The following is a 25,410-nucleotide window of genomic DNA, read 5'->3' as shown; positions in this document are numbered from 1 at the left end:
ATACTAGTCTAAAACCAGATGTTAAAGCAACAATAACAGATCCAATAATGATTGCATTGTATAGAATACCAGTTAATTTAAGCCCTTGTTTTTGGTCTTTTTTCATCTTTCCTCACCTCCCTTCAAAGAAAGGGAAGATACATCTTCCTTTTTTGCTAGTGGATGATGGACCATTAAGTATTGAATGAAAAAGAAGATTCCGATATTCATAATGATATCGCCAATACTAATGATCTGTGTTCGCGGGTATGGATCAGAAATTGGGATCACATCGCCTAAAAAGCCAAGATGTGTTGATGATGTTAACGCTGAATGCTTGGCATACAAGGTTTCTTTTAGAGCTTCGATGTACCCAGGGTCTAACACTGCTGCAGCCTCTACCGAAACAGGCATTCTCCCCCCATTGAGTACCATCACTAAAAAATTAAGAAAGACACCAATGAAAATGAGGACAAAGCCGGGATTCCTGCGATTTAGAAATAAAAATAGCAACCCGATGATGTAGACAACGATGTAAATAGATCCGCTCAGGTTTCCTAAGAATTCACTATCGTTTTGAAGCATAAATACAGCTAGTTGGATGATCAATAACAGTGGGAATACCCAACCCCACTTAAGATTTAACTGAGAGAAAGCCCTTAAGTTACCTTTCCTGAGTATTCCTACAATAAACGAAATAAGTATGCCATCAAATACCATAAGTTGTACCTGCCTATGCTAGAATATTAATCTAATAAAAATGAAGATTTTGTAAAGGGTAAATATTTCCACAATAACAATAATATTGTTGCAATTTGTCGAAATCAAGTAAAATATGTGGAAAAATTGTGTACATTAAAGATGGTGCCTGTCACCGCCCGTGGACACTGTCCACCTCAGGCGGACAGTGTTAACAAAAAAAGTCCTCAAACTATGAAAAGTTTGAGGACTTTTTTTAGTACATTTCACATAGTTCTCTATAGTTGCATCGGTTGCATTTTTTGAGAGTGTTGGTTTTGGGGAATTGATTGAAGTCCATGGGCTGGTTGGCGATGATATCATCTAAGTAGCGCTGCATTTGGACGACGCTCATTCCAAATAGTTCTTGGACTTTTTTGAGATCAGTCTCGGTTAATTGATAGGTTTTGTGTGTGCCGGTTAACAGATATTCATTTCGGATGACAATCTCTTCAATGGATTTCACCTTTAACACCCTCTGTAAATAAAGTTCGTACAGTGCTAACTGGTGTCTGTCCTCGAAGGATTCTTTCCAGGTTTTCCAATCCACGATAATCCATTTTCCCTCTTTGATGTCACGATACAAAAAGTCCATAACGATAAATATCTTGACCCCATCGATAAACATAAACCGAAAACGCTCGGCCTCAACAAAATGCATTTCTTTCTTTTCTCTTATATCCGTAAAGGTTTTGCTCGTTAAAAAGTTCCCCATAGAAACACTTAATCGTTTCTGAATTTCGTCGACCTTATCCTGAGGCAATTCCCCGTTATAATAGATTTCATGGAGCATTTGAAAATGATTTGGTCTCTCTCTCCACATATCGGCACGGATCTTTGAATCCATAAAGGCGGAGTTCAGCGTGCTTCGCAGACGTTGAATTAAAAAGTCTACTAAAATCATTATACTACATAGAACTCATCTGGAAATTGCCATATACTTCAAAAGTAAAAAACGCCAGTCACAACCAGAAAAGGCAGGACTAGCGCACTGGAATTATTTAATAGCCAACTGTAAATGTTCTTTCCTAAACTCAAATTCTTCTTCGTCTTGAAAACCAACGAAATATACTTTATCAATTTGTTCATGATTAAAAAGGTACATATATTCTTCACTAATATTGCCTTCAGGATATAGGCAGGCGATATAATCCCATACTTGATCTGTATCAATCTGCTGTTGGTTACGACCGTAGATCATGACCCGTTTCGTACCGCCTTGCAGCTGTACAACAGAGCCAATCGGTAAATATTTTTCCATCGTCAATTCCCCCTTTTCTTTGAACGAAGTATTAGGATGAAGACGGAAATTCCACCAAAACCTAAAATGACAGAGGCCATAAGAAATTCATAGGGAGCTTCAACCGTTTCAGGGCTTACAAAAATGGCGGATTTAACCAAGACCATTACTAAAAAGGTAAGGAAGACAACAACAGCTCCTCCAGTAATGGCCCAAAGATATACTTTGAGACTTCTCACTTCTCGAAAAAGCAGTTTAGGTGATGACAAAATATAGACGAAAAAGGATAGTATAGCAACTATAATTAAATACTCAGATATGGAAGCACTCAAGAAATTAACCTGCTCTAAAATTGTTCCTGCTTCAACATCTGATATATACATGGTGTTAGCTAGGAAAAATAGCTGAACACTGATAAGAACAAGAAAAAAAGCAGTAAAATAACCTAATCGCTTTTTTAATTGATCACTTGAACGAAGAATAAATCCGTAAATAAACATTCCACTGCCAATGACTCCAAGTCCAACGGAGATGGAATTCAGCCAACTAGGAACAACAGAGTTAAACTGGAAGCTTGCAAGGGCAATAAATGCGCTAACCGCAAAGAAAAAGATATTTAGTGTAAGGGCATTTTTTCGATCAGTACTATTGTGTGCTGGTAAAGATTTAGTTGGAACGGTTGACATAGGATTTATTTCCCTCCCATTCATAAAGAACACCTGGAAATTGTGATTCAGGGTATTGTCCTAAGACGACAATATCTTCTTTTTGGCTATAAATGCTTTTCACGAGAACCCTGTACGATCTTGACTAAGTTCAAAATGACAGATGGAATACTTAGGTTCAGCTGCCGAAATATCGTTACTTAATGCTTCTAGTTGGCTGGAAATTTTTGAAAGGTCGTTCGCCATAGTCGCAACGGCATGGTCCATGTGTACCATTTCTGTGCCCTTCCAGTTGTGATCAAGGGAGTTTTTTAATGAGATTATACTGTTTTTGTTGTTGCGAAGGGTAGAGGCGAGTTCACTAAATTGTTTTGCCTGTGATAGGGCCTGATGTAGATTAAATTCCATACCATCACATTTTTACTATGTTTTTATGGTGCAATAAAATTATAATAATATAATTATAAGTGTAATAAAATACCAATCTATCAACCTGGACGGGAGGATATGGGTCTTTTTTACTAGAATCAATTCACATTTCCTAAAAAAGGAAAAATTGACAATAAACGATTGACTATCGATTTCGATATTGTAAGATTAAGTAATAAATAACATATATTTAGTAGAAACCCAAACTCATTACCCATTATACCCAACATTGATGGAGGAAAAAATATTTTTTCTAATTTTTAGAAAAAAATTAGACAATCACTTATAATATTATTTTCAAATAAGGAAAGTTCTTATTTTTGCAAGGAGAGAAATTTCAGTGATACTTACCCTGTTTGACCGAAAGAAAGCATCTACTCTCGTATTACCAAGTCGGATTACCGGAAGATATATTCTTACCACTGTAGACGAGAAAGGTAACTCACTCGATTTGATGGCTGTTGAAGCAGAAAATGGGCAATGGTATTTGAAGTCAAATAAATATGCCTACATACCTCAATCTAATCATGAAAAGATAAATAAGTTACCAATTGAACCTTTTAAAACCTATACCATTCAACGCAAAAACGAGCCAGATACCCTTTTATATGTAGAACCTCCTTCGATTGAACAAAATGAGTTCACTAAACACTATGCCGCAGCCCAAACGATTAAGATTGGGAGATCAAAAGAAAATCAAATCTGTTTTACCAATAAATTAGTTTCAAGCTTTCATTGTGTCATCGAGTTTGACTCTAGTGGTACAGCGGTCATAAAGGATTTAAATAGCGCCAACGGAACCTATGTGAATGGGGAAAGAATAGCTGAAAAAACTCTCTCCATTGGCGACGTTATCTACATAATGGGCTTAAAAATCATATTTAATGAAAGATTACTAGCGTTAAATAATCCTCACCGGTTGGTTTATCTGGAACGAACAGCCTTCAACCGGTTTACTGTAGAAAAACCAATCATTCTAGAAGAGGAAGAGCTGGATGAGTTCAACGTTGATGAATCAACAGGGGATTTATTTTTTCGTTCACCTCGATTTAAAAGAGATCGTAAAAAAGCAGAAATCAAAATTGACCCGCCGCCGCAGCCGGCTAATTTAGAAGATACTCCTTTAATGTTAATGCTCGGACCGTCCTTAACGATGGGGATGGCGTCCTTGTTTATGGGGATATTTACCTTGCAAAATGTTATGCGTTCGGACGGGGATATTATGATGGCTATGCCAACACTTGTTATGTCCTTCAGTATGCTAGTTGGGACAATCCTTTGGCCGATACTAACGAAAAGATATGAGAAGAAGAGGAGAACTCAACAAGAAAAACTTCGACAGGAAAGATATAGTCAGTATTTAGAAGAAATGGCTGAAGTTTTTAAGCAAGAATGCCAGCACCAAAGTGAAATCTTACATGAAAACCATGTACCGCTCGAAGATTGTGTTGCGAGAATTCAATCACAGCAACGGAATCTCTGGGAAAGAACAATCGGCCAAAATGATTTTTTAACCGTTCGCCTCGGATTGGGTAACCTGCCGTTAAATGCAGAATTAAAATACCCGGAAAGACGGTTCGCCGTTGAGAAAGATCCTTTACAAGATAAACTCTATCAATTGGTGGAAACTCCACAAATCTTACATAACGTGCCTGTCACCCTATCCTTTATAGAAGAACCTATCAGCGGGGTGATTGGAAACAAAGCGAGGGTCACAGATTTTGTTAAAGGCTTGATATTTCAGATAGTAAGTTTACACAGTTATGACGAATTAAAGCTGGTATTTATTTACGATGAAGATGAGCAGGAACAGTGGAGTTTTGTTAAGTGGTTACCGCATGTCTGGGATGAAATGAAGCATGTTCGTTTCCTCGCGACAAATGCAAATGAAATTAAAGAGCTGTCTGCCTATTTTGAAAAGGAAATCAATCAGCGAAAAGAGCTTGCAGATGAAGAATTAAAAGACTTAACCCAGCGATATATTATTTTTTCAATGAATAAAGAGCTAGCAGCAAAAGCAGAAATGTTCAATCTTATTTTAAAAGAAAAAAGGGACATTGGCTTTAGCCTGATTACACTTTATGATGAACTGAAAAATTTACCGAAGGAATGTACTGCCGTTATCGAATTGGATGAGAAAATCTCAAAAATCTATGACAAAGATGATATTTCGGGTCAGTATACGGCTTTTCAAATGGATGGTCGTTTACCGGTAGACCCTGAGATTCTTGCAATGAAGCTTTCCAACACAATTCTTGATACATCGCAAAAAGCATTTATACTTCCAGAGATGCTCACCTTCCTAGAAATGTTCGGAGTGAGTAAAATTGAGCATTTGAATGCACCTACCCGCTGGAAGGAAAATGACCCTACGAAAACAATTGAAACACCAGTGGGGATTGACCAAACGGGAGAGCTGTTTAAAATCGATTTACATGAAAAATACCATGGGCCGCATGGGTTGATTGCCGGGATGACGGGATCTGGTAAAAGCGAATTTATTATGACCTTTATTCTTTCATTGGCGGTCAATTATCACCCAGATGAAGTGGCGTTTATCTTGATTGACTATAAGGGCGGGGGGATGGCAAATGCCTTTCAAAACTTGCCTCACCTTGCCGGAACGATTACCAATCTAGATGGTGCTGCGGTTAAGCGGTCACTTGTAAGCATCCAAAGTGAATTGAAACGGCGCCAGGCAATTTTTAGTGAAACAAGCAGAAATGTCAACGAAAGCAATATTGATATTTATAAATACCAGAAGCTTTACCGCGATGGTCTTGTAACACAGCCATTGCAGCATTTATTCATTATTTCCGATGAATTTGCCGAGTTGAAAACCCAGCAGCCGGAGTTTATGGAGCAGCTGGTAAGTGCTGCACGGATTGGTCGAAGTCTCGGCGTACACTTGATTTTAGCAACTCAAAAGCCTTCTGGGGTTGTCGATGATCAAATTTGGAGTAACAGTAAATTTAGAATTAGTTTGAAGGTACAGGAAAAAGCCGACAGTATGGAGGTTATTAAAAGACCAGACGCAGCCGAATTATCGACAACCGGACGCTTCTATTTACAGGTAGGCTTTAATGAAGTGTTTGAGCTCGGGCAATCTGCTTGGGCAGGGGCACCTTATTATCCAACTGAAAAGCTTGAAAAACGGTACGACGATAGTATCGCTGTCATTGACCATGTCGGCCGGGTTATAAAAAATGCAAGGATTGACCGGCACAAAGGCTTGGTGAAAAAACCGGCAAAACAATTAGATGAAATCACAAGGTATCTCGCTAATCTGGCTGCCCAAGAAAAGATTAAAGTGAAGCAGCTGTGGATGCAACCTATTCCGGCAGTCATTTACCTAGATGGTTTAAGAGAAAAATACTCGACACTTAAAAAAGACAGTTTTGAGCTGAATCCTATTATTGGTGAATACGACGATCCAGCCAATCAACAACAAAATGTTCTAAGATTACCGTTGACCCAGGAAGGGAACACGGTGATTTATGGTGTGGCGGGAAGCGGCAAAACGACATTCATCTCGACGCTGATCTATTCCTTAATGGAAGAGCATTCACCAGCGGAGTTGAATTTTTACTTATTAGATTTTAGTTCCGAGACCTTGAGCTGGTTTAAAGAGGCGCCTCATGTGGGAGATGTAGTTCTTTCCCATGAAGGTGAAAAGCTAATCAATTTATTTAAAATGCTGACAAGTGAAATTGAGCGAAGGAAGAAATTATTGGCAAACTATGGCGGTGATTTCATTAAGTACAACCGCTCTATGGAGCAAGGACTGGCTTCATTGGTGGTGGTAATTCATAACTACGCTGCTTTTTCCGAGATGTATGAGGAACAAGAGGAAACAATCTCTTTCTTAACGAGAGAAGGGATCAAGTATGGGATTTACTTTATTGTCACCGCAGTAAATACAGGGGCGATTCGCTATCGTCTCCTGCAGAATTTCAAGCAGCTGTATGTGCTGCAGTTAAATGACAACTCGGACTATTCAGGTGTATTAGGGAATGTGGACGGCGTTTACCCTTCTAAGTTTAAAGGCAGAGGTATTTTCAAACAGGATAGTGTCTATGAATTCCAAATAGCCCTAATTACGGATCAAGCAACTGACCGGTACCGCTTTATTACAGATTATTGTACCGAGCAGCGCAACAATTGGAATGGCAGCTTAGCAAAAAGAATTCCTACTCTGCCGGAAAAAGTGGATGTCGATTATTTTAGCCATGAGTTGAAAAATGGACAGAATGGCAGGATTCCAGTGGGTATTGAGAAGAGTTCCTTGAACCATACGTATGTTGATTTCAAAGATTCTTTCATCCAGCTAGCACTCTCAAACAATAGCGGCGAAGCACTTACACGCTTCATGCAAGGGATTGCGGAGGCTCTCGCAATGGCTGCAGGCAGTGAAGTGCTTGCGATTGATCCGAATAACAGCTTTGCTGCTGACCCGAACCGTGCATATCAGTATGTTACAGGTGCACAGCAAATGGAAGATAGTATCGTTTATTTATTTAATACGCTTGTTTACCGTAATAACACAACAAAGGATGCGATCGCGGAAGGAACAGAACCTCCTGTTTTTTCACCACTCTTTTGTATCATCGATTCTTTTACCGAATTAAATCTGTCACTTTCCTCCGATGGAAAGGACAAGCTTGCAGTGTTTTTAGACAAAGGAGATTCCTTAAAGGTTCATTTACTCATCGCCGACCAGGTAGATCGAATCAATACCTTTGCCTATGAAGGCTGGTTTAAAAAGCAAGTATCGCTTCAGGATGGTTATTGGGTGGGCAGCGGGATTACAGAACAATACTTATTGAAAATCAATAAGATTAGCAATGACATGTATCAAGAGATTCCAAATGAGTTTGGCTATGTATTATTGAAGGGTAAACCTAAATTAGTGAAGTTGTTAACATCGACTGTGAACAAGGAGGAGGCATTCGTCTATGGATAAGATTTTGGTGGAAGTTTTTATCCCTGCTGCAAATCAGACCTATGATGTCTTTTTACCGCTTAAAACAAAGGTTCATGAAGTCGTCTTTTTACTAGCAAATACGATGACTGAATTATCACAGGGCTATTTTACTGGAAGTGATCACACCATTCTTTGTGATCGAAATACGGGAACAATCTTAAATATTAATTCTTCAGCCGAAGAGCTTGGCCTGTTAAATGGTACAAAATTGATGCTGATTTAAAAAGGAAGGTATTTATGAATATCGGAAAAAGGATTGTGACAATGCTCCTTCCCATCATGGTCGTTATAGGAGGAACTGGTTGTATGGGTTCAGAAAATAAAATAAAAAACCATCTTGAAGAAAAGTATGGTGAAAAATTTGAAGTTGAAGGCAAAAAGGAAGGCAGCCTTTTGTTTACGGATTATGGGAAGGATAAATTCTTCCTGTATCCAGAAGGAAAACCGGAATTAATCTTCTCTGCAGGGGAAGTGAAATCCAAGAAAGCTCAATTCTATGACGGCTACATCAATGCTTTATGGGGTGCGGAGCTGACCCAGAATTTAAATGATGAATTGAAGGGAGTACTCCCAGAAGACAGTGAGTTTAAAATATTTGTAACTGCACCAGTGGATGATGTAAGTATGAGAAATACATCTATATATGATTACATCGAAAATGTAAGTAAAGACGTAATTGTCCATCTTGTGATTGGAGTTAAATCTGAAAACGAACCGAATATAAGCGAGTATAGTGAAGGCTTGTTCAAGGCTTTTGAGATAATGAGGAATTTACAAACAAAATATTACTCACTTTCTGCCGGGTTTGTTGGAAAGAACGAGGATATTTCAGATTATATTCGAACGGCTGATGTCAATAATGTGCCTTGGTCGAATCTTAAAGGTGAGGTTTATGGCGAATTATTCGTGGATGATCGTTTGGAACTTCAAGGACCTGAAGAATTAATAAATCATTATGAGCCATTCAAGGAGTAATGTGATGTCACTATCTAATCTAACGGATGAAGAGAGATATTTACTGCTTAAATTTTCCTATATAGATTTACCACCGAAGGTTAAAGTAAACCCGAATAATCCATTGGGTTTTGAGGATGCAGTAAATAGAATGATAAGCTTACCGGAGTATAAAGATAACCCAGAATTAATAGCGATTCACGAATACGTATCAGGGTCGAATGGAGAAAATTTGGGGAATTTGCAATTAGTCGGTTACCAAAACAACAATCCATCCTTTGATACATTGTTCACTGAACAGTCCAATTCCGGCTTTGTCGGCTATGCCATCCAAGACACATCAGGAAATGCAGCTGCCTTATATAGAGGAAGTGAATCGTTAGCGAATCCGTTTCATATTTTAACCGACTGGACGTCTAATGTTGAAGCGGGAGTCGGTCAGGAAATTGTACAGCAGCAGGAAGCAGCTTCCTTTTATGAGAAATTTATCAATGATTCATCTGGAGAAAAATTCGTTCTAGGACATTCAAAGGGTGGAAACCTAGCTGACTATGTATTTGTAAACAACTTGAATGAGGAAAGATTACAGGCATTCACCGTGAATGGTGCGCCATTGAACTGGTGGGTGCTTTCAAATGCACAGCAGGAAGCGTTAAGAAGTGACAGCAATCGCTTTATCGTCCATGAAGGTGATTTTGTTTCACAGCTTGGCTATGTGGATTATGTCGACAGCACCATCAAGACTGTGCAGAAAGACGGAATAGGGGAATGGCTGAATCCAGCCTGGTCCCACGGCTTAAACACGGTAGCTTTTAATAAAAATGGGGATTTTAACGGGGCTTCAGAAGGAGCATCGACTGGGCGAAGGATCGGAAACTATATTGTTTCAGGCATTATGCTGCCCTTATCGTATGAGGCGCTTACGGATAAAGCAATCGCCTCTATCAAGTTTGCTACCTATAATATTCTGATTTATTCCGGTATCAAGGTGGCGGGTGCCATTCATGAGATAGAAAATAAAATGCTGCAGCTTAAGATTGCCGCGATTCAGTATATTTTCAAGGTTCAAAAGGTATCTCAAGCATTAAAGCAAACACTAACCAACTACTTTGATCAGCTTATTGAGAGAACAACGAAATTTTTAGCTCATTTCGGGGGCAGGGTTTCCGCCAGCGGCTTTTCACCAGAGCCATACCTAAAGGTAGATTTGTCGAGACTAGATTACTATTCTTCGAGATTACAAGCAATCAAACGGAAAACACAGCATCTTAATAGCATGATTGATAGTTTGTACGGTGAAGCAGGACTTTTAGGTCTTGATAATGTTTTTAAGGCGGATATCCTGACGGCCTTTCATTCTCGAATCAATGAAAATATTGCCTATCTCAACAAAACAGGTGAATTACTGGAACAAACAGAAAGGTCGTTGGCTGGAAAGGCACGTTCTTTCTATTAACGATTAGGGGGAAGAGCATGGACCCGCAAGTGAAGCAAAAAATTAACCATATCATTGGTGAACTCAATAGTATTGTGAGAGAGCTCGATGATTTATCCAATGGGATTGCCCGGGAGTTCAAGGGGATTGGCGCTGATAAATGTGCTCAAAGCTTACAATCTACCGCCCAAAAGTACAGGTCAGTAGGACATGAATTGAGAAAAATATGACTCTATCAAGAGTTCATATATAAATTCTTTTGAGGAGGTGAAAAAAGAATGGCTAGATCAATCCAGGTCGATCCTGCAAAGCTTGAGGCAGCAGCCAATAAGATTGATTCACAATCTGCTGATTATGAGAGAGTGTATAAAAATCTTTTTAGTGAAATCGACGCAATGGGTGCTGCATGGCAGGGAGCAGATAACCTTGCTTATGTGAACCAAATAAAAGGCTTCATGGATGACTTCAATAAAATGAAGGCAAAAATGGATGAATTATCACAGTTTTTAAAAACATCTGCTAAAACCTATCGTGAAACACAGAACGAGGTTGTCAGCGGAGCTAAACGTTTAACAAATTAATACATTACACAAGCATATAGGGAGGTGTTTGACATGGCAGTGGATGGAATTAAAATTTCGCTTGGTGAGGTTAGTAAAACTGCGAACCAAGTACGCACATTAAACCAACAGTTAGCTACAAAATTAGAAGATATTAAACGAGAAATGAACTCGTTATCACAAACGTGGAATAGTGACGCTTCAAATACAATTCGCGCTAATTTTAATGCGTTTGCTCCTAGATTTGAAGAATATCGTCAAGTTATAGACAGCTATGCCAAGTTCTTAGATGTTACGGTTACCAACTATGAATCCGCAGAATCGGCAATTAACTCAAACGCTAGCGCGTTTAAATAAAATCTTTGCCTAGGGGGAGCAGCTGGCGTCGGTGCTGCCTCCCCTTCGGATATAGATTGGAAAATAGATGGAGTGGCACATGATGATTAAACAAATCAACTTGTTTTTAGAGAACTATGGAATTTCAAATTTTTTATTTTATAAAGTAACAAACGATCGTGAAGTTGCAATTGATCAAATAGACACTTTAAAAAATAGTCATATTCCGGGTTTATTGCCTTGTCTCGCCCTTGAACGTGATGGTGAGGTTTATATACGGTATGATTTGGTTTCTAGCAAGAATTTGAGCATGTTGCTTGAACAGCCCATTTCAAAGGAAAAATTATATAAGTGTCTTATGCATAGTATAGAAACGTTTATCTATGCCCAGAAGCAAGGCTTGAAGGTAGAAAACTTTGTTTTGGATTTAAACCATATTTACGTTGATCATTTTTCAGGGAGACCATTATTTATTTACCTTCCTATCGAGGATTATCAATTTGAAAGAATTTCTTTTAAGGAGTTTTTCTTACAGCTAATGAGTATTGCCCTCTTTGATGAAGCCGGTGATATCCATTTTTTCATTAAGACACATAATTACTTGGCTCGTTTAAAGGAGTTAGACCTCCAAGGATTTAGCGAAAAATTACAAATTATTGCAGAAGAAACAACCCAACCATCAGCAGATTTAAATGGAACAAAGCAATATGAAAAATTTTATCGTCCAGGAGCTAGCGAACCTGAAGAAATAGAAGAAATAGAAGAAATAGAAGAAATAGTTATTAATATTACACCCAGCAAGAGAACAACGATTTCAATTGAAATGGAAAACAATGAGAGCGAAGGTACAACCGTACTGGGATCTTATGGAGTTATAGATGAGGAAGATGAAGGAACAACCGCTTTAGGTGTAGCGAATGCAAATGAATCGCGTCCATTTATTCTGGCTCTTGTTAATCATGAGAAGATTATCATCACAAAAGATGTCTTTAAGATTGGCCGTGATCCGAAACAGACAGATTATACGACAGAAAATAAAGTAGTCGGACGAGTTCATGCTCAGTTGGTCACAGAAAGCGGAGAGTATTTTTTAGAAGATAATCATTCAACCAATGGCAGTTATGTGAATCATATCAAGCTGGGTAAAGGTGAAAGAGTAAAAATTAAGCATGATGATCAAATAAAACTAGCGAATGAAGAGTTTTTATTTAAACTTTTCTAACCCGGGTGGTGAGTCGATGACATTTCAAATAGCATACCATACTGACGCAGGAATCAAGAAGAAAACAAATCAAGATGCCTTATTGATGAAAACTGCCAAAACGGCAAAGGGAAAGATTGGACTTTTTATCGTTTGTGATGGTATGGGCGGGTTGTCCTATGGGGAAATGGCCAGTGCCACGGTGATCAAAGGAATGTCTGATTGGTTTGATAATGTGCTTCCGGAGATCTATTTTTCCGAGGAAATGCTTTCCTCCAATTTGGCTGATTGTGTAAAAATGCTTAACGAAAAAATTGTTGAATATGGGGAAGCTTCAAAATTAAAATTGGGAACAACGATAACAGCGCTATTAATAGTAAATTCAAAGTATTATTTAGTACAGGTCGGTGACAGCAGAGCGTATCGAATTGGTGAACAGCTAACACTTTTAACCGAGGATCAAACCTTAGTGGCACGCGAACTTGCGCGTGGGAATATTACCGAGGAGCAAGCTCGCAAAGATCCGCGCAGAAATATCCTCCTTCAATGTGTTGGTGCTACACCAGAGTTGAGCGTGGTGATTTCTGAAGGGGAAGTTAAAAATGGCGAAGTTTACTTGCTCTGTACGGATGGTTTTTACCATGAAATCACGGAAGATGAAATTTTCGAGAAGCTTAGGCCAGACACCTTTACCAATGAAAATGAGATGAAGAAAACAGTGGTTCAACTTGTTGAGTTAGTGAAGGAACGAAAAGAAGTCGATAATATTTCGTTATTAGTTACAAAAGTTACATAAGGCAGCGGGTGAATCCTCTTGATTAAAATTGGAACGATCATTGATGAAAGATATGAAATTCTAAAGGAAATCGGCCGAGGCGGCATGAGTATCGTCTATCTGGCGATGGATAACAGGCTTAATAAATCTCTAGTCGTAAAAGATATCCGGAAAAGAAGTAATAGTAATAATGAACTCTTGGTAAACAGCTTAGTGGTGGAAGCCAACATGCTCAAGAAGCTCGATCATGGAGCCCTTCCACGGATCTATGATGTTATTGACCGACAAGGCGATATCTATGTGGTGATGGATTATATCGAAGGAGAGTCCTTGAAGGAAAAAATAAAACGTGAGAAAGTCATCTCAGTCGATGCGGTGATTGATTGGGCCAAGCAATTAAGCAATGTATTGGGATATTTACATAGCAGGAAACCGAACCCGATTATCTATCGAGATATGAAGCCAGATAATATTATGCTTACACCAGAGGGGAAAATTAAGCTGATTGACTTCGGGATTGCCAGGGAGTTTAAGACAGAAAATACCACCGATACGACCAACTTAGGAACGAAAGGATATGCAGCCCCCGAGCAGATGTCTGGAAAGCAAACGGACGCACGAACCGATATTTATAGTTTAGGTGTGACCCTCTATCACCTTGTGACAGGGAAAAGCTTAAGTGAGCCTCCATTTGAAATCAAACCCATACGTCAGTGGAATTCATCTTTGCCTGAAGGACTTGAACATATTATTACTAAATGTACTCAATCAGTGCCCGATGACCGCTATCAAAGTTGTGAAGAGTTAGCTCATGATTTGCTGAATATCAACAAATTGACACAAGGGTATAAGAATAAAGTATATAAAAAGCTGGGTCTATTCATGATCCCCACAACGTTGTTCATTGCTTTTTCTACCACATCTGTTATTGGTTATCAAGGGATGAAGACGGATAAACTTCAGGATTATATGAGTTACCTAAATGAGGCTTACAGCACCTCGCTAGAGGATGAAGCAGAGGCCATCAACATACTTGAAAAAGCGATTTTGGTTGATAAAAAACGCCCAAAGGCCTATATGGATTTGCTAGATTTATATATTCGAATCGGTAAAACAGAAAAAGGTCTGTCGAATATTGAACGATATATCACGGATGAGTATGGGAATATTCACAAAAACAATGAGATCCTATTTAAGATGGGGATCACCTATTTTGATGTTCAAAAGGACTATTTCCAAGCACAAGCTTATTTTAAAAAGGTAGACCCAGAAGTAAAGCCGGAGGTTAAATACTATATTTCCCTTGCAGCGACCATGGGGAATTTAAATATTGATCTTGATCAGTTCTTAAAGGATTTGAACCAGTTTGAACTTTATAACGATAAAACCCGTAATGACAGTAAAAAAATCGACAACTATCATTCATTAGCGAATATCTACCTTTCGTATAAAGCGCAAATCCCTGAGGCAAATAGTAAATCCATTCAATTAATCCAAAAGGCAAGTGATGTCTTAAGTCAATTGGATGACGATTACTTAGATGAAAAATATTTGAATGATTTTGAATTGAAATTAGGACAGGCCTATTACAGTAAAGGTATTAATTCAAAAGATCAAGAAAATGCCAAAAAGGATTATGAAAAAGCTATAGACCATTATACGAATCTCGTAGACTTTGGTGAGGAAGTCCATCATGAAGAGTACATGGTGAAAATCGGAACCATTTATCAAGAAATGGGTGAGTATTCCAAGGCGGTTGAACAGTTTCAGCTAGTGGTAAAACAATACCCGCAGAGTTTGAATGCTTATACAAAATTAGCGAATTTATTACTTGATATGGAGCAAGGAAAAGAAGAGGCAAGCAGGAATTACGAGAATGCCACAGAAGTGTATGAACAGGCAGCGCAAATAAATAAGGCAGCTAATGATGAATCTTTTACAAAATTAACAAGAAGGTTCATTAATTTAAGCCTTTTACAACAGGGGGGATAAGGTGGATTATCAGGTGATGCTTTATGGAGGTCTGGCTGGTGCCATTGTCTCTTTTATTATTACCGTCATTGTCTATATCAAACTCAATATCTCCGAGGCGATTGAAGATTTAACTGGTTTCCGATTTAGTAGATTTATCAAGAGGCTATTGAACACCAGGTCAAAAAAAATGCAAACTGAAAAGCCAATAACGAACGAAATTAAGCTTCGGCGCGATGTAGGCTTAGAAGTAGCAGTAACCAGCTCAGTTGCTCCTACTGAACTATTAAAAGCGGATGCAGGTGACACGGAGCTGCTCGTAGCTGAAGCCGAAGAAACAATGCTCTTAGCACCAGCGGCAGACGAAACGGTCCTACTCACAGAAGACCTAGAAGAAACCACCGTATTATCAGAGATTCAAAATAACGGTTTTAAAAAAGAAGTGGATATTGTCATTGTTCATTCCACTAGAATAATCTAAGGAGTTAGGATCATGAATCAAAGCAACAAAAGTAAGAAATTCTTTGTTTGGATTCCAGTTATGGTTTTGCTGTTTTCCTTTGTGATTGTTTTTAGCAGTAAAGCGTTTACCAGTGATGTTGACCGGTATATTACCTTTAACGGCCAAACTTGGAATATGGATGACTACGCAAATAAACCAGGATGGATAACGAACAATAAAGAGTCCATTTCCTTTACGGTTGATCTAAGCGAAGATTACCAAAAGTATCTTGAACAAGCTGAACCAGCAGAAAATGAGGAAGCACCACCTATTGAAAGACCATTTGTGATTGAGGCAGCCATCGGTGATGAGGTTCTTGCTGCGCCAAGCATTTCTGAAATAAAGGATATAGACGCAAATTTCGATGGTCAATATCAAGTCGTTCTTCCATTGCCAGCCAATAAGGATGGAGATGTGGAAATTAAGGTGAAGTTTAAGGAAGGTTCATGGATTGAGCCTGAACATTCCAATACTTTTCAAATTAAAAAGGACTCTACATTACCTGAAGTAAGCTTAACAAAAGGAGATGGGAGAGAGTTCTTTTGGTATGAATACTTTCGGGAAGGGGTAACGGCTCATTTATCGACAACAGATGAAAACCTTGTTCCTGAAGGGATGACCATCTCTGTTAAAAGAAACGAAGAGCCATACCAACTGCCATCTGCTCCTATTTGGACGAAAGTGGGTAATACTTACACCACAGAAATCGAGTTCAAATATGATGGAGATTATGAGATTAGCTATACCGCTGAAGATGTTGCAGGAAATGTAAGCAAGGAAAAGAAAGCAAACTTTACGATTGTAACAGGTGCACCTGAATTAAAAATCCATAAAGGAAATACAACCTTACAAAACAATGGTTACTATCACAGCGGAGATATTGAGATAAAAGCACTAAGCCGTACAAAAATTAGTGATGCCAAAATTAAAGTGATGAAAGCAGGGAGTAATGGTGGTGAGAGTACAGAGTATCCTGTTGGAGAATTTACTCTTTCCAAACGAAGTGCTGCGTTAACCCATGAATTTTTAGAAGAAGGTACTTACACGGTATACGTAACGGTTACAGAGCTTTATGGAAACAAACAAGTTCACGAACTTGAGCCCTTTACGTTCACCATCGACAACACCGATCCAGTGCTAGAAATTAGCGGCGTTCAAGATGGGTACTTCACTAATGCGATTAAGCCAACGGTAAAGATATCAGATGCGAACCTAGATCCTTCTAGCACCTGGGTCACTCTTAATGGAGTGCCGTTTGAAAATGGTACCATTTTAGAAGAAGAAATGGACTATATCTTATTTGCAAAAGTGACCGATAAAGCTGGGCATGTTAAGGTAAAAACAGTTAGATTTACAATTGATAAGACAGCACCAGAACTAGAAATATCGGGAGTTACCAATGGTTTTAGTAACACGGTCCTCGCCCCGGAAATTACCTATAATGATCAAAACGTAGATAGTAATAAAACGTCTGTCACCCTAAATGGACAGCCATATAATAGTGGAACACCCATTGCTGAAGAAGGGAAAGAGCATATCCTTCGCGCGGTCATTACCGATAAAGCAGGACATGTCACAGAGAAAACTTTTACCTTCACGATTGATACCACCTATCCAACATTAGGGCTTAAAGGGGTAGAAGACGGAGCATTCTACAATAGTCAAAGTGTAACCCCTACCGTGGAATACGCCGATTTGAATATTGATTCTGATGCAATGAAATCCTTCGTCACACTAGACGGCAAACCTTTTGAAAATGGAACAGTGCTGAAAGCGGAAAAAGAGTATGTTTTAACGGCTCAAGTTACCGACTTAGCAGGTAATAAGGTAACGGAAACAAGGACTTTTACAATTGACCGCACCCTTCCAAAGATTACATTTGGTGGATTTGACGACAAAGATCATCAATATTCACAGGATGGAAAACTCATCATTACTATCGATGAGATTAAGAAGAACTTCCATACGGATGATGTAAAAATTGAGGTTAAAAAATCCGGTTCAGATTATGAAGTGAATGGAATCTGGAAGCAGGATGAAGAGAGTTCTACCTATGAGATCAATTTTGACAAAAATGATGTTGAGAACGAAGGAAATTATGAGATTACCGTCAATGCGAAAGATAAAGCAAATAATACGGCTGAGCAAAAGACAATTAGCTTTACTATTGACCATACGAAGCCATTTTTACATGTAGATTACGAGAAGAATAGTACGGGCTTCTATCAAAATACGAAAATGATTACTTTCACTGCATCAGACAATAATTTAGATTTGGAACAAACTGAAATTCTTGTTAATTCCATTCCTTATGCGGTGGAGTGGACTAAGGATGCTTCAAATAATGCTAAAGCTTCAATTGTGTTTGAAAAAGATGGAGAATATACAATCTGGTTTCAGACTACCGATTTAGCGAAAAATAATTTCGTTTATCAGGAACCCGTCCAGTTTATCCTCGATAATACTGACCCTGTGGTAAATATTTCTGGGGTAGATCATCAGCAATTTTACCCAAATGCAAAGGATGTAATGGTCACGGTTGATGAACAAAACTATTCCACCAATGACGTTACCCTCTCAGTCAATAATGGCGCCTTTGATATGGGAACTTGGGTGAATGCAGCAAAGCTATCAAGCTTAAGCTACCGTTTCAGTAAAGATGGACAATACAACGTTCAGATTGCTGCGAAAGATAAAGCAGGTAATGGTCCGATTACTCAGGCTAAAACTTTTACGATTGACCAGACGAAGCCGTCTATCGAGATTAACGGTGTCGACCAAAATGCATACTACAATACAGATAAACCAGTTAGTGTTGCGATTAATGATAAGAACCTGAATATAAATAAAATTAGCGTGACCAAAGACGGAAGCAGCTATTATCCAGGTGAATTTAGTGTGAAAGGTGAAAATGCTTCGCTTTCTCATCATTTTAGCAAGGAAGGAAAGTATGACATTTTAGTAGAAGCGACCGATAAAGCTGGCAACTCGTACTCTATTAGAAAAAGCTTTACGATTGATAAAACGAAACCAGTGATTACCCCGAAATTTAAAGGAGAAAACCGTGTAATCCAAAATGGTGAATATATTAATCAAGTATTTACTCCACAATTCGTTCTAGATCAAGGAGAAGATGAATTTGTCTCCATTACTTTAAATGGCGGAGAAAATCTAAAAGGAAATATCCCGTTATCTTCGAAGGAAATGTTGTATCATTATAATGTTTATGCCAAAGATAAAGCAGGGAATGAAACAACTCTTGAAATTAGTTATACGGTGGATACAACCAAACCAAAACTAACGATTTCCGGTGTGGTAGATGGTTTCTTTAATAAGGATATTGAGCCAACTGTTACATATTCAGATATCCATTTAGATCCTAGTAAATCGAGCGTAACTCTAAACGGTAAGCCATTTACAAATGGACAAAAGCTCGAGAAGGAAACGGATTATGTTCTAAAAGCCACGATAACGGATTTGGCGAAAAATATCAGTACGAGAACCATCGTGTTTTCGATTGATAAAACAGCACCAGTGATCAAATTTAAAGAAGCCATAACCGGTAAGTATTTTAATGAGAATATCATCCCTGACTTACTTATTAATGATATGAGTGATTATGACATCATCTCGCTTACCTTGGATGGAAATCAGTATACAATGGGTGCACCCATCAAGGAAGAGGGAAAACATGTCCTTTATTTTGAAGTAAAAGACCAAGCAGGAAACATTCAACAGCTAAGTGTTGAGTTCATTATTGATAAAACAGCTCCGAAGGTTATTTATAACGGAGTAAAGAAAAACGAAATCCATTATGAAACAGTATCACTAGGAATTCATCTTGAAAATCCAAAGGATCGCATTAAATCGATAACGATCAATGGTGAGCTTCTAAATGGTGAACCTGTTACACAGAATGGGGTTGAAGTCATTAAAGCCACTCTAGCCGAAAAGAAGAAGTATGAGGTTAAGGTGACAGCTTATGATGAAGCCGGAAATGAAATAAGCTCGGAGTTTCCTTTTGAGATTGCGGAAAAGGGAGCACTTGTAAAATTTTATGAAAATCAACCTCTGTTTGCTAGTTCTATTGCGGGACTCCTATTACTAGTTATTGCAGGAGGTACAGTGATGGTGAAAAGAAGAAAAAACCTACAGGTTGATGAAGACTAATATTCAAAAAAGGTTTCAAACGATATTTCGTTTGAAACCTTTTTTCATTGTTTTACAAATTGCTGATTAAGGTAAGCATACGTTTCTGACTGACCTTGGTCCCCAAGCAGCTTCAGAGTATTATCCACTAATTTCGCATCAGACATCCCTTTTATGGCTAAGTCTGCACGCAGAGCCACACTGCCATTTTCGGAAATCGTTCTGTATACCCACACAAACGATTCATATGTTTGACTAAGTGCCATAATCACAACTTCCGGATTCCCATTATCATCGAAATCATATTCTGTGTGATAGAGGGAAAACCCTTCTTTTAATACACCCTTTTCATCAAATGGTGAAACTTCTGAATCCATCACTAAATCAAAGGGGGTTTCATTAGTTTGACTACCCGTTAATACGAGGCTTTTACCTCCCGTTGGATTTGCTTGCCCAAAGGTCATTTTCTGTTGTTCACCATTTACATTGAAAACAAACGGATTTTCACCAACCCATTTTTTAAATGGAGCTAATGTGGTATCATCTTTTTTTGTTTCAGCTGACACTGTTGCAGGAGGTTTACTTGCTTTTGAAACAGCGGTATTCTCCTTTTTGTCTGCTAGCAGATCATAACCAAAATAAAGCCCACTTCCAACGGCAATGGTGGTGAGCAGCACAATGCTTAAATGAAAACCCTTCTTTTTAAAAAACTTAAGTACTGGACTTGCTGTTTCATTTTGGACTTCTTTTAGCAATTTTCTAAAGCTAATCGTTGAAATCATTTGTAGTTCTTCTCTAGCGGTTTTATTCTTCCAAATCGATCTTGGATGGGATTTCAAATAAGCCTTCAGTGCTCGATGGTAGTGATGATCCAGCTGAAGGTTTTTCGCTGTCCACTTAATAAATGATACCATTAGCTTCTCATCCGCATTTTTACCCAAATAAGCAAATAGTTGTGGATAATGATAACTGCCTTCCTCATCATCAAATGCTGCTAGTATATGCTGAAAATAGTTTTCAGAAATATTGCTCCTTAATACATTTTTTAATACCCCTCGAAGCTCTTCTCGGCTAGCGGGTGATAACTGCTGAAGGACCAACCCCACAGAAACGGCAGGTTTATTAAATAGTTCATGAAGAACCTTCAGAATCTTGTACTTGCTGATGATTCGTTTATCCTTTAGTTCTTTTTCGTTAAGTTTTTCAGTTGAAAGGAGCGCGAATGTATCTATATCCTTAAGGGTAACATTCTGTAATTCAATCTCATCTAATAATGCAATTTCCGTGTAGACCATCATCATGTCTTTTAATTTTGAAAAATCAACATCAGGGTTTGTCAGCTTAAATGCTTTTACCGCACTTACTGCTTTAAATAAATCAGAGGAATCGCCAACAGCAGATGCAGTCTTATGGATTGCAAGTATCTGAAAACAACGATTCTTATGTAAAGAAGGTGAAGTTTCAAGTAGTTTATTAATTTCGGCTAAAATGTCTTCGACATGAGTGAGGTTGAATTTTTTATCAAGATATAACTTTAAAAGATTTGTGTAGTCTTGATTCTGAATAATAAACTCTATTACATGGTTATAGGTAATATCGTGGTCCTCCATCATATTCCATAATTCATGATAGACTGATTGATTCTGATAATGTTCGAGTGTGTTCAGAATTAAGGCAAGTTCCTCATCCTTAAGTTGATTCTGGTTAGATTCCAGTACAGCTTTAAAAAATTCAATATTTCCACTCAATGCTTATGTCTCCCTTATCAGGTTCTACTATTAAATACTGGTTTATAGAAAAAGTGAAATTAAAAAGACCCCATCTGGTCTTATTATTTTTCATTTTTAGAAATTGGAATAAATTTATTGAAGACCCCGATGCAGGTGACCTGACCCAAGCCTATCTCAGAAAAATCGGTTTTATAGACTGAAAGTATGAAGTAATCTGATTCCGTTGTTCCCATATCGAAAACCTTTTCCCCTGCTAATGATAGAATCCCTTTTTCAAGTATATTCGAAGATTGATCCATCGCTTCATGTGTAATCCATTCTATGTATTCAGAACGTCCAGGGTTTGTTTCGGATAATACAAATACAATGGCTATCAATAGGATAATAGAAATGATCTTTTTCACTTTTCAGCCCCTTTTCTAATAATTGTTAATTTTCATCTAAATTAAGTATAAAGCGGAGAGGATATTATTGTAAATACAATTGGAGAGATTATCCTTGATGCTTATTCTCTAGTAATATGATAAATTAGTACTAATTAACTTAAAGGAGATAAGACCTTGTCTAGAGAATGGAAATGGATCATTGCGTGCTTACTTTTCCTGCTGTTATTAAATGGATTTGGAATTTTGGCTGTACAGCTTTTTGGAAGGTAAGAGAGTGCAGCAATTTTAAAGGGCAGGGAATGATAAAGATGACAACTAACTTAACTGCGCCAATTTCGAAGCAGCTTTTGTTTGGACTTCTCACAATTACGATAGGGGTTGAACTGATCCTCTATTTAAGTGGATTCAGCCAATTAGCTGGTACTATATATGATGCGATTATGGTGTCTTCCTTTTTTATCGGATTGAAGCTTCACCAAAGATTAAGTAATGGAATTCAAAAAACAAAGGTACAGCTTATCCGCCAATTTATAGGCGCGTTTTTGGTCTTTATTCTCGGCAGTACCATTATTAATATCTATTCGTCCAACGCATTCCAGAACTTTAGCGATGATTATGAGCAATATGTTGAGGCGTATACAGAAGTGGTATCGGATGATAAGGAGCTAGTGGAACCAAGCGAACCTATTGAACCTGTTGAAAAGATGTGGGAAGTAATAGATGAAATTGATAGTGTGGGATACGATATTTTTACGGATATCCTTGCCGGTCTCGAAGAAGTTTGGCGATTGGCTTATATCATTCTAATTCTCTTTGTTTTTAAAAAAGCCTTTCCAAGGCGCTGGGAAAAAGGGCAACGTGATATTTTCGTCTTGATTGCGCTCTTTGTCACCTCCGTGCTATTCGGTATTGATCATACATTAAACTCGGTTCAATCATGGCAATATGAAATTGGAGCGATTGTAACCTTTGCCAATATGGGTTTATTATTTGGATTAATCCTATTATGGACGAGAAATCTCTGGGTCACGGTTCTGGTGCATTCGGTATATGATATCCTGGCTACGCTTTCTTGGTATTACTTTGAGTTTATCGTTGAAATGGCTGCCTTGATTCTTATTCCTATCTACCTTGTCTTAATGGCAATCGAAAAGAAACAACAGATGAAAAAGTCAATTGAAATTGTGGCTTCAGAAGAAATAGCCAATTAAATTGAGGAGGTTACCTAATGTGGTAACCTCTTTTAATGTAGATACGTCTTGTCCTTAAACCAATATTCCACTGTTCCATCCTCGGTTTGTACAAATTCAATTTTTGCGCGTTCTAACCCCTTATTAAACTATCGCGCTGCAATGCCTGTTTCACTTTCAGTTCAATCATAGCTTCGTTTAATTGAATGGTTTTAGTTCTGCCGTGAAAGTGTTGATCATACTCGACCGTTGTTCCATTAGGTTAATGAAATCATGATTGTGTTCACTAAAACCTGCTGGAACAGCATAGTCTAGTGCCTTCCTCATCAATTCTTCCTGTTTCAAGCTCAATTCCTCAATCTCTGTTATCTTTAGCCGAGCTTGTTGTTCAAGACAATCATTAAGTAGTTTTTCACTCTCGGTACTTAATGCCTGTGTATGGGTTAAATAATTTATTATACTTTCCTGGCTTTGGTCAAATTGCTTGCAATATACTGCGATTGCCAATAATGAACAAATGGTCACAAGGAGAAAAATGCTGAACAAAGGATAATTCCGCTTATTGTTTTTTATAGGGAGCTCAGCCTTTTTTTTATCATGAAGGAGTAATCCGTTCACCCGCAGCTCTTCTAAATTTTGACGAATTTTTTTCTGGGCAGGAGTGAGCATTAACAGACCTCCAATGATAGTAAAATGAGAAGCTATTACAATAGTACTATAAATAACTGTAAAAAAACCATTTATTATCCAACCTATTTATTATTTGGTATACTTTTGTTGGACTTCGAATAACACTATTCATTAGAAGAAGAAATGTACAGAATTAATTTATATGCAACCTTACTCCATATGGGGTAAGGTTGTTTTATTAATATATATATGAACATAATTTTGGTAATCTTTATTATGGAAAAAATATACTATCAGTGCTTTTAGTCCTATATTTTGTTATTATTTTGATAACTGTAACATATCGTAGTTTTACCCAAGGCAATGATTTGGAGGTTTTTATGGAGAACCAGTTAAAAGTAATGACTGTATTTGGGACTAGACCTGAAGCGATCAAAATGGCTCCTCTTGTAAAAGAATTAGCGAAACATAATGATAAAATTGAATCCATTGTGACCGTTACAGCACAACATAGAGAAATGCTTGATCAGGTGTTGAAAATATTTGAAATCCAACCTGATTACGACTTAAATATCATGAAAGATCGTCAATCATTAATTGATGTAACTACACGAAGCTTAGAAGGATTAAATAAAGTATTTCAGGAGGTAAAGCCAGATATTGTTTTAGTTCATGGTGATACCACTACTACATTCGTAGCAAGTTTGGCTGCATTTTATAACTCGATTCCAATTGGGCATGTCGAGGCGGGACTCAGGACTAGGAATAAATATTCTCCTTATCCTGAGGAGATGAACAGGCAGCTTACAGGAGTATTAGCAGATTTGCATTTTTCTCCAACAACCCAATCGAAAGAAAATCTATTAGTTGAAAATAAACAGGCAGATTCCATTTTTGTTACTGGAAACACTGCCATTGATGCCTTAAAAACAACCGTAAAAACGCATTATTCCCATCCTATATTGGATAAACTTGGTGATGACCGACTAGTTTTAATGACTGCACACCGCAGGGAAAATACCGGAAAGCCAATGGAAAATATGTTTAATGCAATTAGAAGATTAGTAGAAAAGCACGAAGACATACAGGTCGTTTATCCAGTACATATGAATCCTGTTGTTCGAGAAATTGCGAATAGAGTACTAGGAGAAAATAATCGTATTCATTTGATTGAACCTTTAGATGTCATCGATTTTCATAATTTTGCCTCAAGGGCGTATTTGATTCTAACTGATTCTGGTGGTGTTCAAGAGGAAGCACCGTCATTAGGAGTACCGGTACTCGTTTTAAGGGATACGACCGAGCGTCCTGAAGGTGTTAAGACTGGTACATTAAAGCTTGCTGGAACAGATGAAGAAACAATCTACCAGCTTGCAAATGAACTGCTGTCGAATGTAAAGGCACATAATCTGATGGCGACAGCTTCGAACCCTTATGGTGATGGACTGTCTTCTGAAAGAATTGTGAAAGCGATACTTTATCACTTTAACTTAACAAATGAAAAACCAATTGACTTTGGAGACTCTTAAATGTCTTTTTATGGAGAAGGCTGACTA

General features: G+C 38.0%; 22 protein-coding genes. 14 read left to right on the top strand and 8 right to left on the bottom strand.

The annotated features are described in order from the left end of the window. Window positions 1-102 precede the first annotated feature (102 nt). The 5 genes from TR08_RS11270 to TR08_RS32485 form a co-directional block, all read right to left on the bottom strand. Window positions 103-699 (bottom strand): DUF5317 domain-containing protein, encoded by a 597-nt coding sequence (locus TR08_RS11270; RefSeq protein WP_045518289.1) that lies wholly within the window; start codon window positions 697-699, stop codon window positions 103-105. Window positions 700-934: 235 nt separating this feature from the next. Further along, on the bottom strand, window positions 935-1,564 hold the full coding sequence (locus TR08_RS11265; RefSeq protein WP_238579118.1) for a PD-(D/E)XK nuclease family protein: 630 nt from the start codon (window positions 1,562-1,564) through the stop codon (window positions 935-937). 150 nt (window positions 1,565-1,714) lie between these two features. Then, entirely contained in the window at window positions 1,715-1,978 is a 264-nt protein-coding gene (locus TR08_RS11260; protein ID WP_045518288.1) for a DUF4176 domain-containing protein, read from the bottom strand. A 2-nt stretch (window positions 1,979-1,980) separates the two neighbouring features. After that, window positions 1,981-2,667, bottom strand: coding sequence for a hypothetical protein (locus TR08_RS11255; protein ID WP_045518287.1), 687 nt, complete (start codon window positions 2,665-2,667; stop codon window positions 1,981-1,983). Window positions 2,668-2,742: 75 nt separating this feature from the next. Further along, window positions 2,743-2,898, bottom strand: a complete 156-nt coding sequence (locus TR08_RS32485; RefSeq protein ID WP_193747720.1) for a hypothetical protein — start codon at window positions 2,896-2,898, stop codon at window positions 2,743-2,745. 493 nt (window positions 2,899-3,391) lie between these two features. On the opposite strand from TR08_RS32485, the gene essC reads away from it, so the two are divergent. The 12 genes from essC to TR08_RS11190 all read left to right on the top strand — a co-directional run bounded on the left by essC (window position 3,392) and on the right by TR08_RS11190 (window position 19,939). After that, entirely contained in the window at window positions 3,392-8,014 is a 4,623-nt protein-coding gene (essC, locus tag TR08_RS11245) for a type VII secretion protein EssC (protein WP_045518285.1), read from the top strand. Continuing rightward, entirely contained in the window at window positions 8,007-8,258 is a 252-nt protein-coding gene (locus TR08_RS11240; protein WP_045518284.1) for a hypothetical protein, read from the top strand. Before essC ends, TR08_RS11240 begins: the two co-directional genes overlap by 8 nt. A gap of 14 nt (window positions 8,259-8,272) precedes the next feature. Then, window positions 8,273-9,010, top strand: a complete 738-nt coding sequence (locus TR08_RS11235; RefSeq protein WP_045518283.1) for a hypothetical protein — start codon at window positions 8,273-8,275, stop codon at window positions 9,008-9,010. 4 nt (window positions 9,011-9,014) lie between these two features. Then, a complete protein-coding gene (locus tag TR08_RS11230; protein ID WP_045518282.1) occupies window positions 9,015-10,445 on the top strand; it encodes an Mbeg1-like protein in 1,431 nt (476 codons plus the stop codon). A gap of 17 nt (window positions 10,446-10,462) precedes the next feature. Then, window positions 10,463-10,654, top strand: a complete 192-nt coding sequence (locus tag TR08_RS11225; RefSeq protein WP_045518281.1) for a hypothetical protein — start codon at window positions 10,463-10,465, stop codon at window positions 10,652-10,654. Window positions 10,655-10,702: 48 nt separating this feature from the next. Then, entirely contained in the window at window positions 10,703-11,005 is a 303-nt protein-coding gene (locus TR08_RS11220; RefSeq protein ID WP_045518280.1) for a WXG100 family type VII secretion target, read from the top strand. A gap of 33 nt (window positions 11,006-11,038) precedes the next feature. Continuing rightward, the gene (locus TR08_RS11215) at window positions 11,039-11,341 is read left to right on the top strand and encodes a pore-forming ESAT-6 family protein (protein WP_052427421.1); all 303 of its coding nucleotides are present in this window, start codon (window positions 11,039-11,041) and stop codon (window positions 11,339-11,341) included. A gap of 82 nt (window positions 11,342-11,423) precedes the next feature. Next, window positions 11,424-12,542, top strand: a complete 1,119-nt coding sequence (locus tag TR08_RS11210) for an FHA domain-containing protein (RefSeq protein ID WP_045518279.1) — start codon at window positions 11,424-11,426, stop codon at window positions 12,540-12,542. 16 nt (window positions 12,543-12,558) lie between these two features. Next, complete coding sequence (locus tag TR08_RS11205; protein ID WP_045518278.1) at window positions 12,559-13,317, top strand: PP2C family protein-serine/threonine phosphatase; 759 nt, start codon at window positions 12,559-12,561, stop codon at window positions 13,315-13,317. A gap of 18 nt (window positions 13,318-13,335) precedes the next feature. Continuing rightward, a complete protein-coding gene (locus tag TR08_RS11200; RefSeq protein ID WP_045518277.1) occupies window positions 13,336-15,288 on the top strand; it encodes a protein kinase domain-containing protein in 1,953 nt (650 codons plus the stop codon). A 1-nt stretch (window position 15,289) separates the two neighbouring features. Beyond that, on the top strand, window positions 15,290-15,748 hold the full coding sequence (locus TR08_RS11195) for a hypothetical protein (protein ID WP_045518276.1): 459 nt from the start codon (window positions 15,290-15,292) through the stop codon (window positions 15,746-15,748). 12 nt (window positions 15,749-15,760) lie between these two features. Further along, the gene (locus tag TR08_RS11190; RefSeq protein WP_045518275.1) at window positions 15,761-19,939 is read left to right on the top strand and encodes an Ig-like domain-containing protein; all 4,179 of its coding nucleotides are present in this window, start codon (window positions 15,761-15,763) and stop codon (window positions 19,937-19,939) included. A 44-nt stretch (window positions 19,940-19,983) separates the two neighbouring features. Here the strand turns inward: TR08_RS11190 and TR08_RS11185 are convergent, their stop codons facing one another. Together TR08_RS11185 and TR08_RS11180 are read right to left on the bottom strand one after the other, a co-directional pair. Next, window positions 19,984-21,666, bottom strand: a complete 1,683-nt coding sequence (locus TR08_RS11185; protein WP_045518274.1) for a hypothetical protein — start codon at window positions 21,664-21,666, stop codon at window positions 19,984-19,986. Window positions 21,667-21,749: 83 nt separating this feature from the next. Next, window positions 21,750-22,052 (bottom strand): DUF4359 domain-containing protein, encoded by a 303-nt coding sequence (locus TR08_RS11180; RefSeq protein WP_045518273.1) that lies wholly within the window; start codon window positions 22,050-22,052, stop codon window positions 21,750-21,752. A 173-nt stretch (window positions 22,053-22,225) separates the two neighbouring features. On the opposite strand from TR08_RS11180, the gene TR08_RS11175 reads away from it, so the two are divergent. Beyond that, the gene (locus TR08_RS11175; RefSeq protein ID WP_193747719.1) at window positions 22,226-23,245 is read left to right on the top strand and encodes a CPBP family intramembrane glutamic endopeptidase; all 1,020 of its coding nucleotides are present in this window, start codon (window positions 22,226-22,228) and stop codon (window positions 23,243-23,245) included. A gap of 177 nt (window positions 23,246-23,422) precedes the next feature. On the opposite strand, the gene TR08_RS11170 is transcribed toward TR08_RS11175, so the two are convergent. Further along, window positions 23,423-23,893: a hypothetical protein gene (locus tag TR08_RS11170; RefSeq protein ID WP_045518271.1), complete on the bottom strand. Its 471-nt coding sequence runs from the start codon at window positions 23,891-23,893 to the stop codon at window positions 23,423-23,425. Between the two features lie 341 nt (window positions 23,894-24,234). On the opposite strand from TR08_RS11170, the gene wecB reads away from it, so the two are divergent. Then, window positions 24,235-25,383, top strand: a complete 1,149-nt coding sequence (gene wecB, locus TR08_RS11165; protein WP_045518269.1) for a non-hydrolyzing UDP-N-acetylglucosamine 2-epimerase — start codon at window positions 24,235-24,237, stop codon at window positions 25,381-25,383. Window positions 25,384-25,410 lie beyond the last annotated feature (27 nt).

Source organism: Neobacillus niacini (genome assembly GCF_000759675.1).
GTDB lineage: Bacteria > Bacillota > Bacilli > Bacillales > Cytobacillaceae > Neobacillus > Neobacillus niacini_A.
This window is presented reverse-complemented; position numbering and strand designations above follow the sequence as displayed.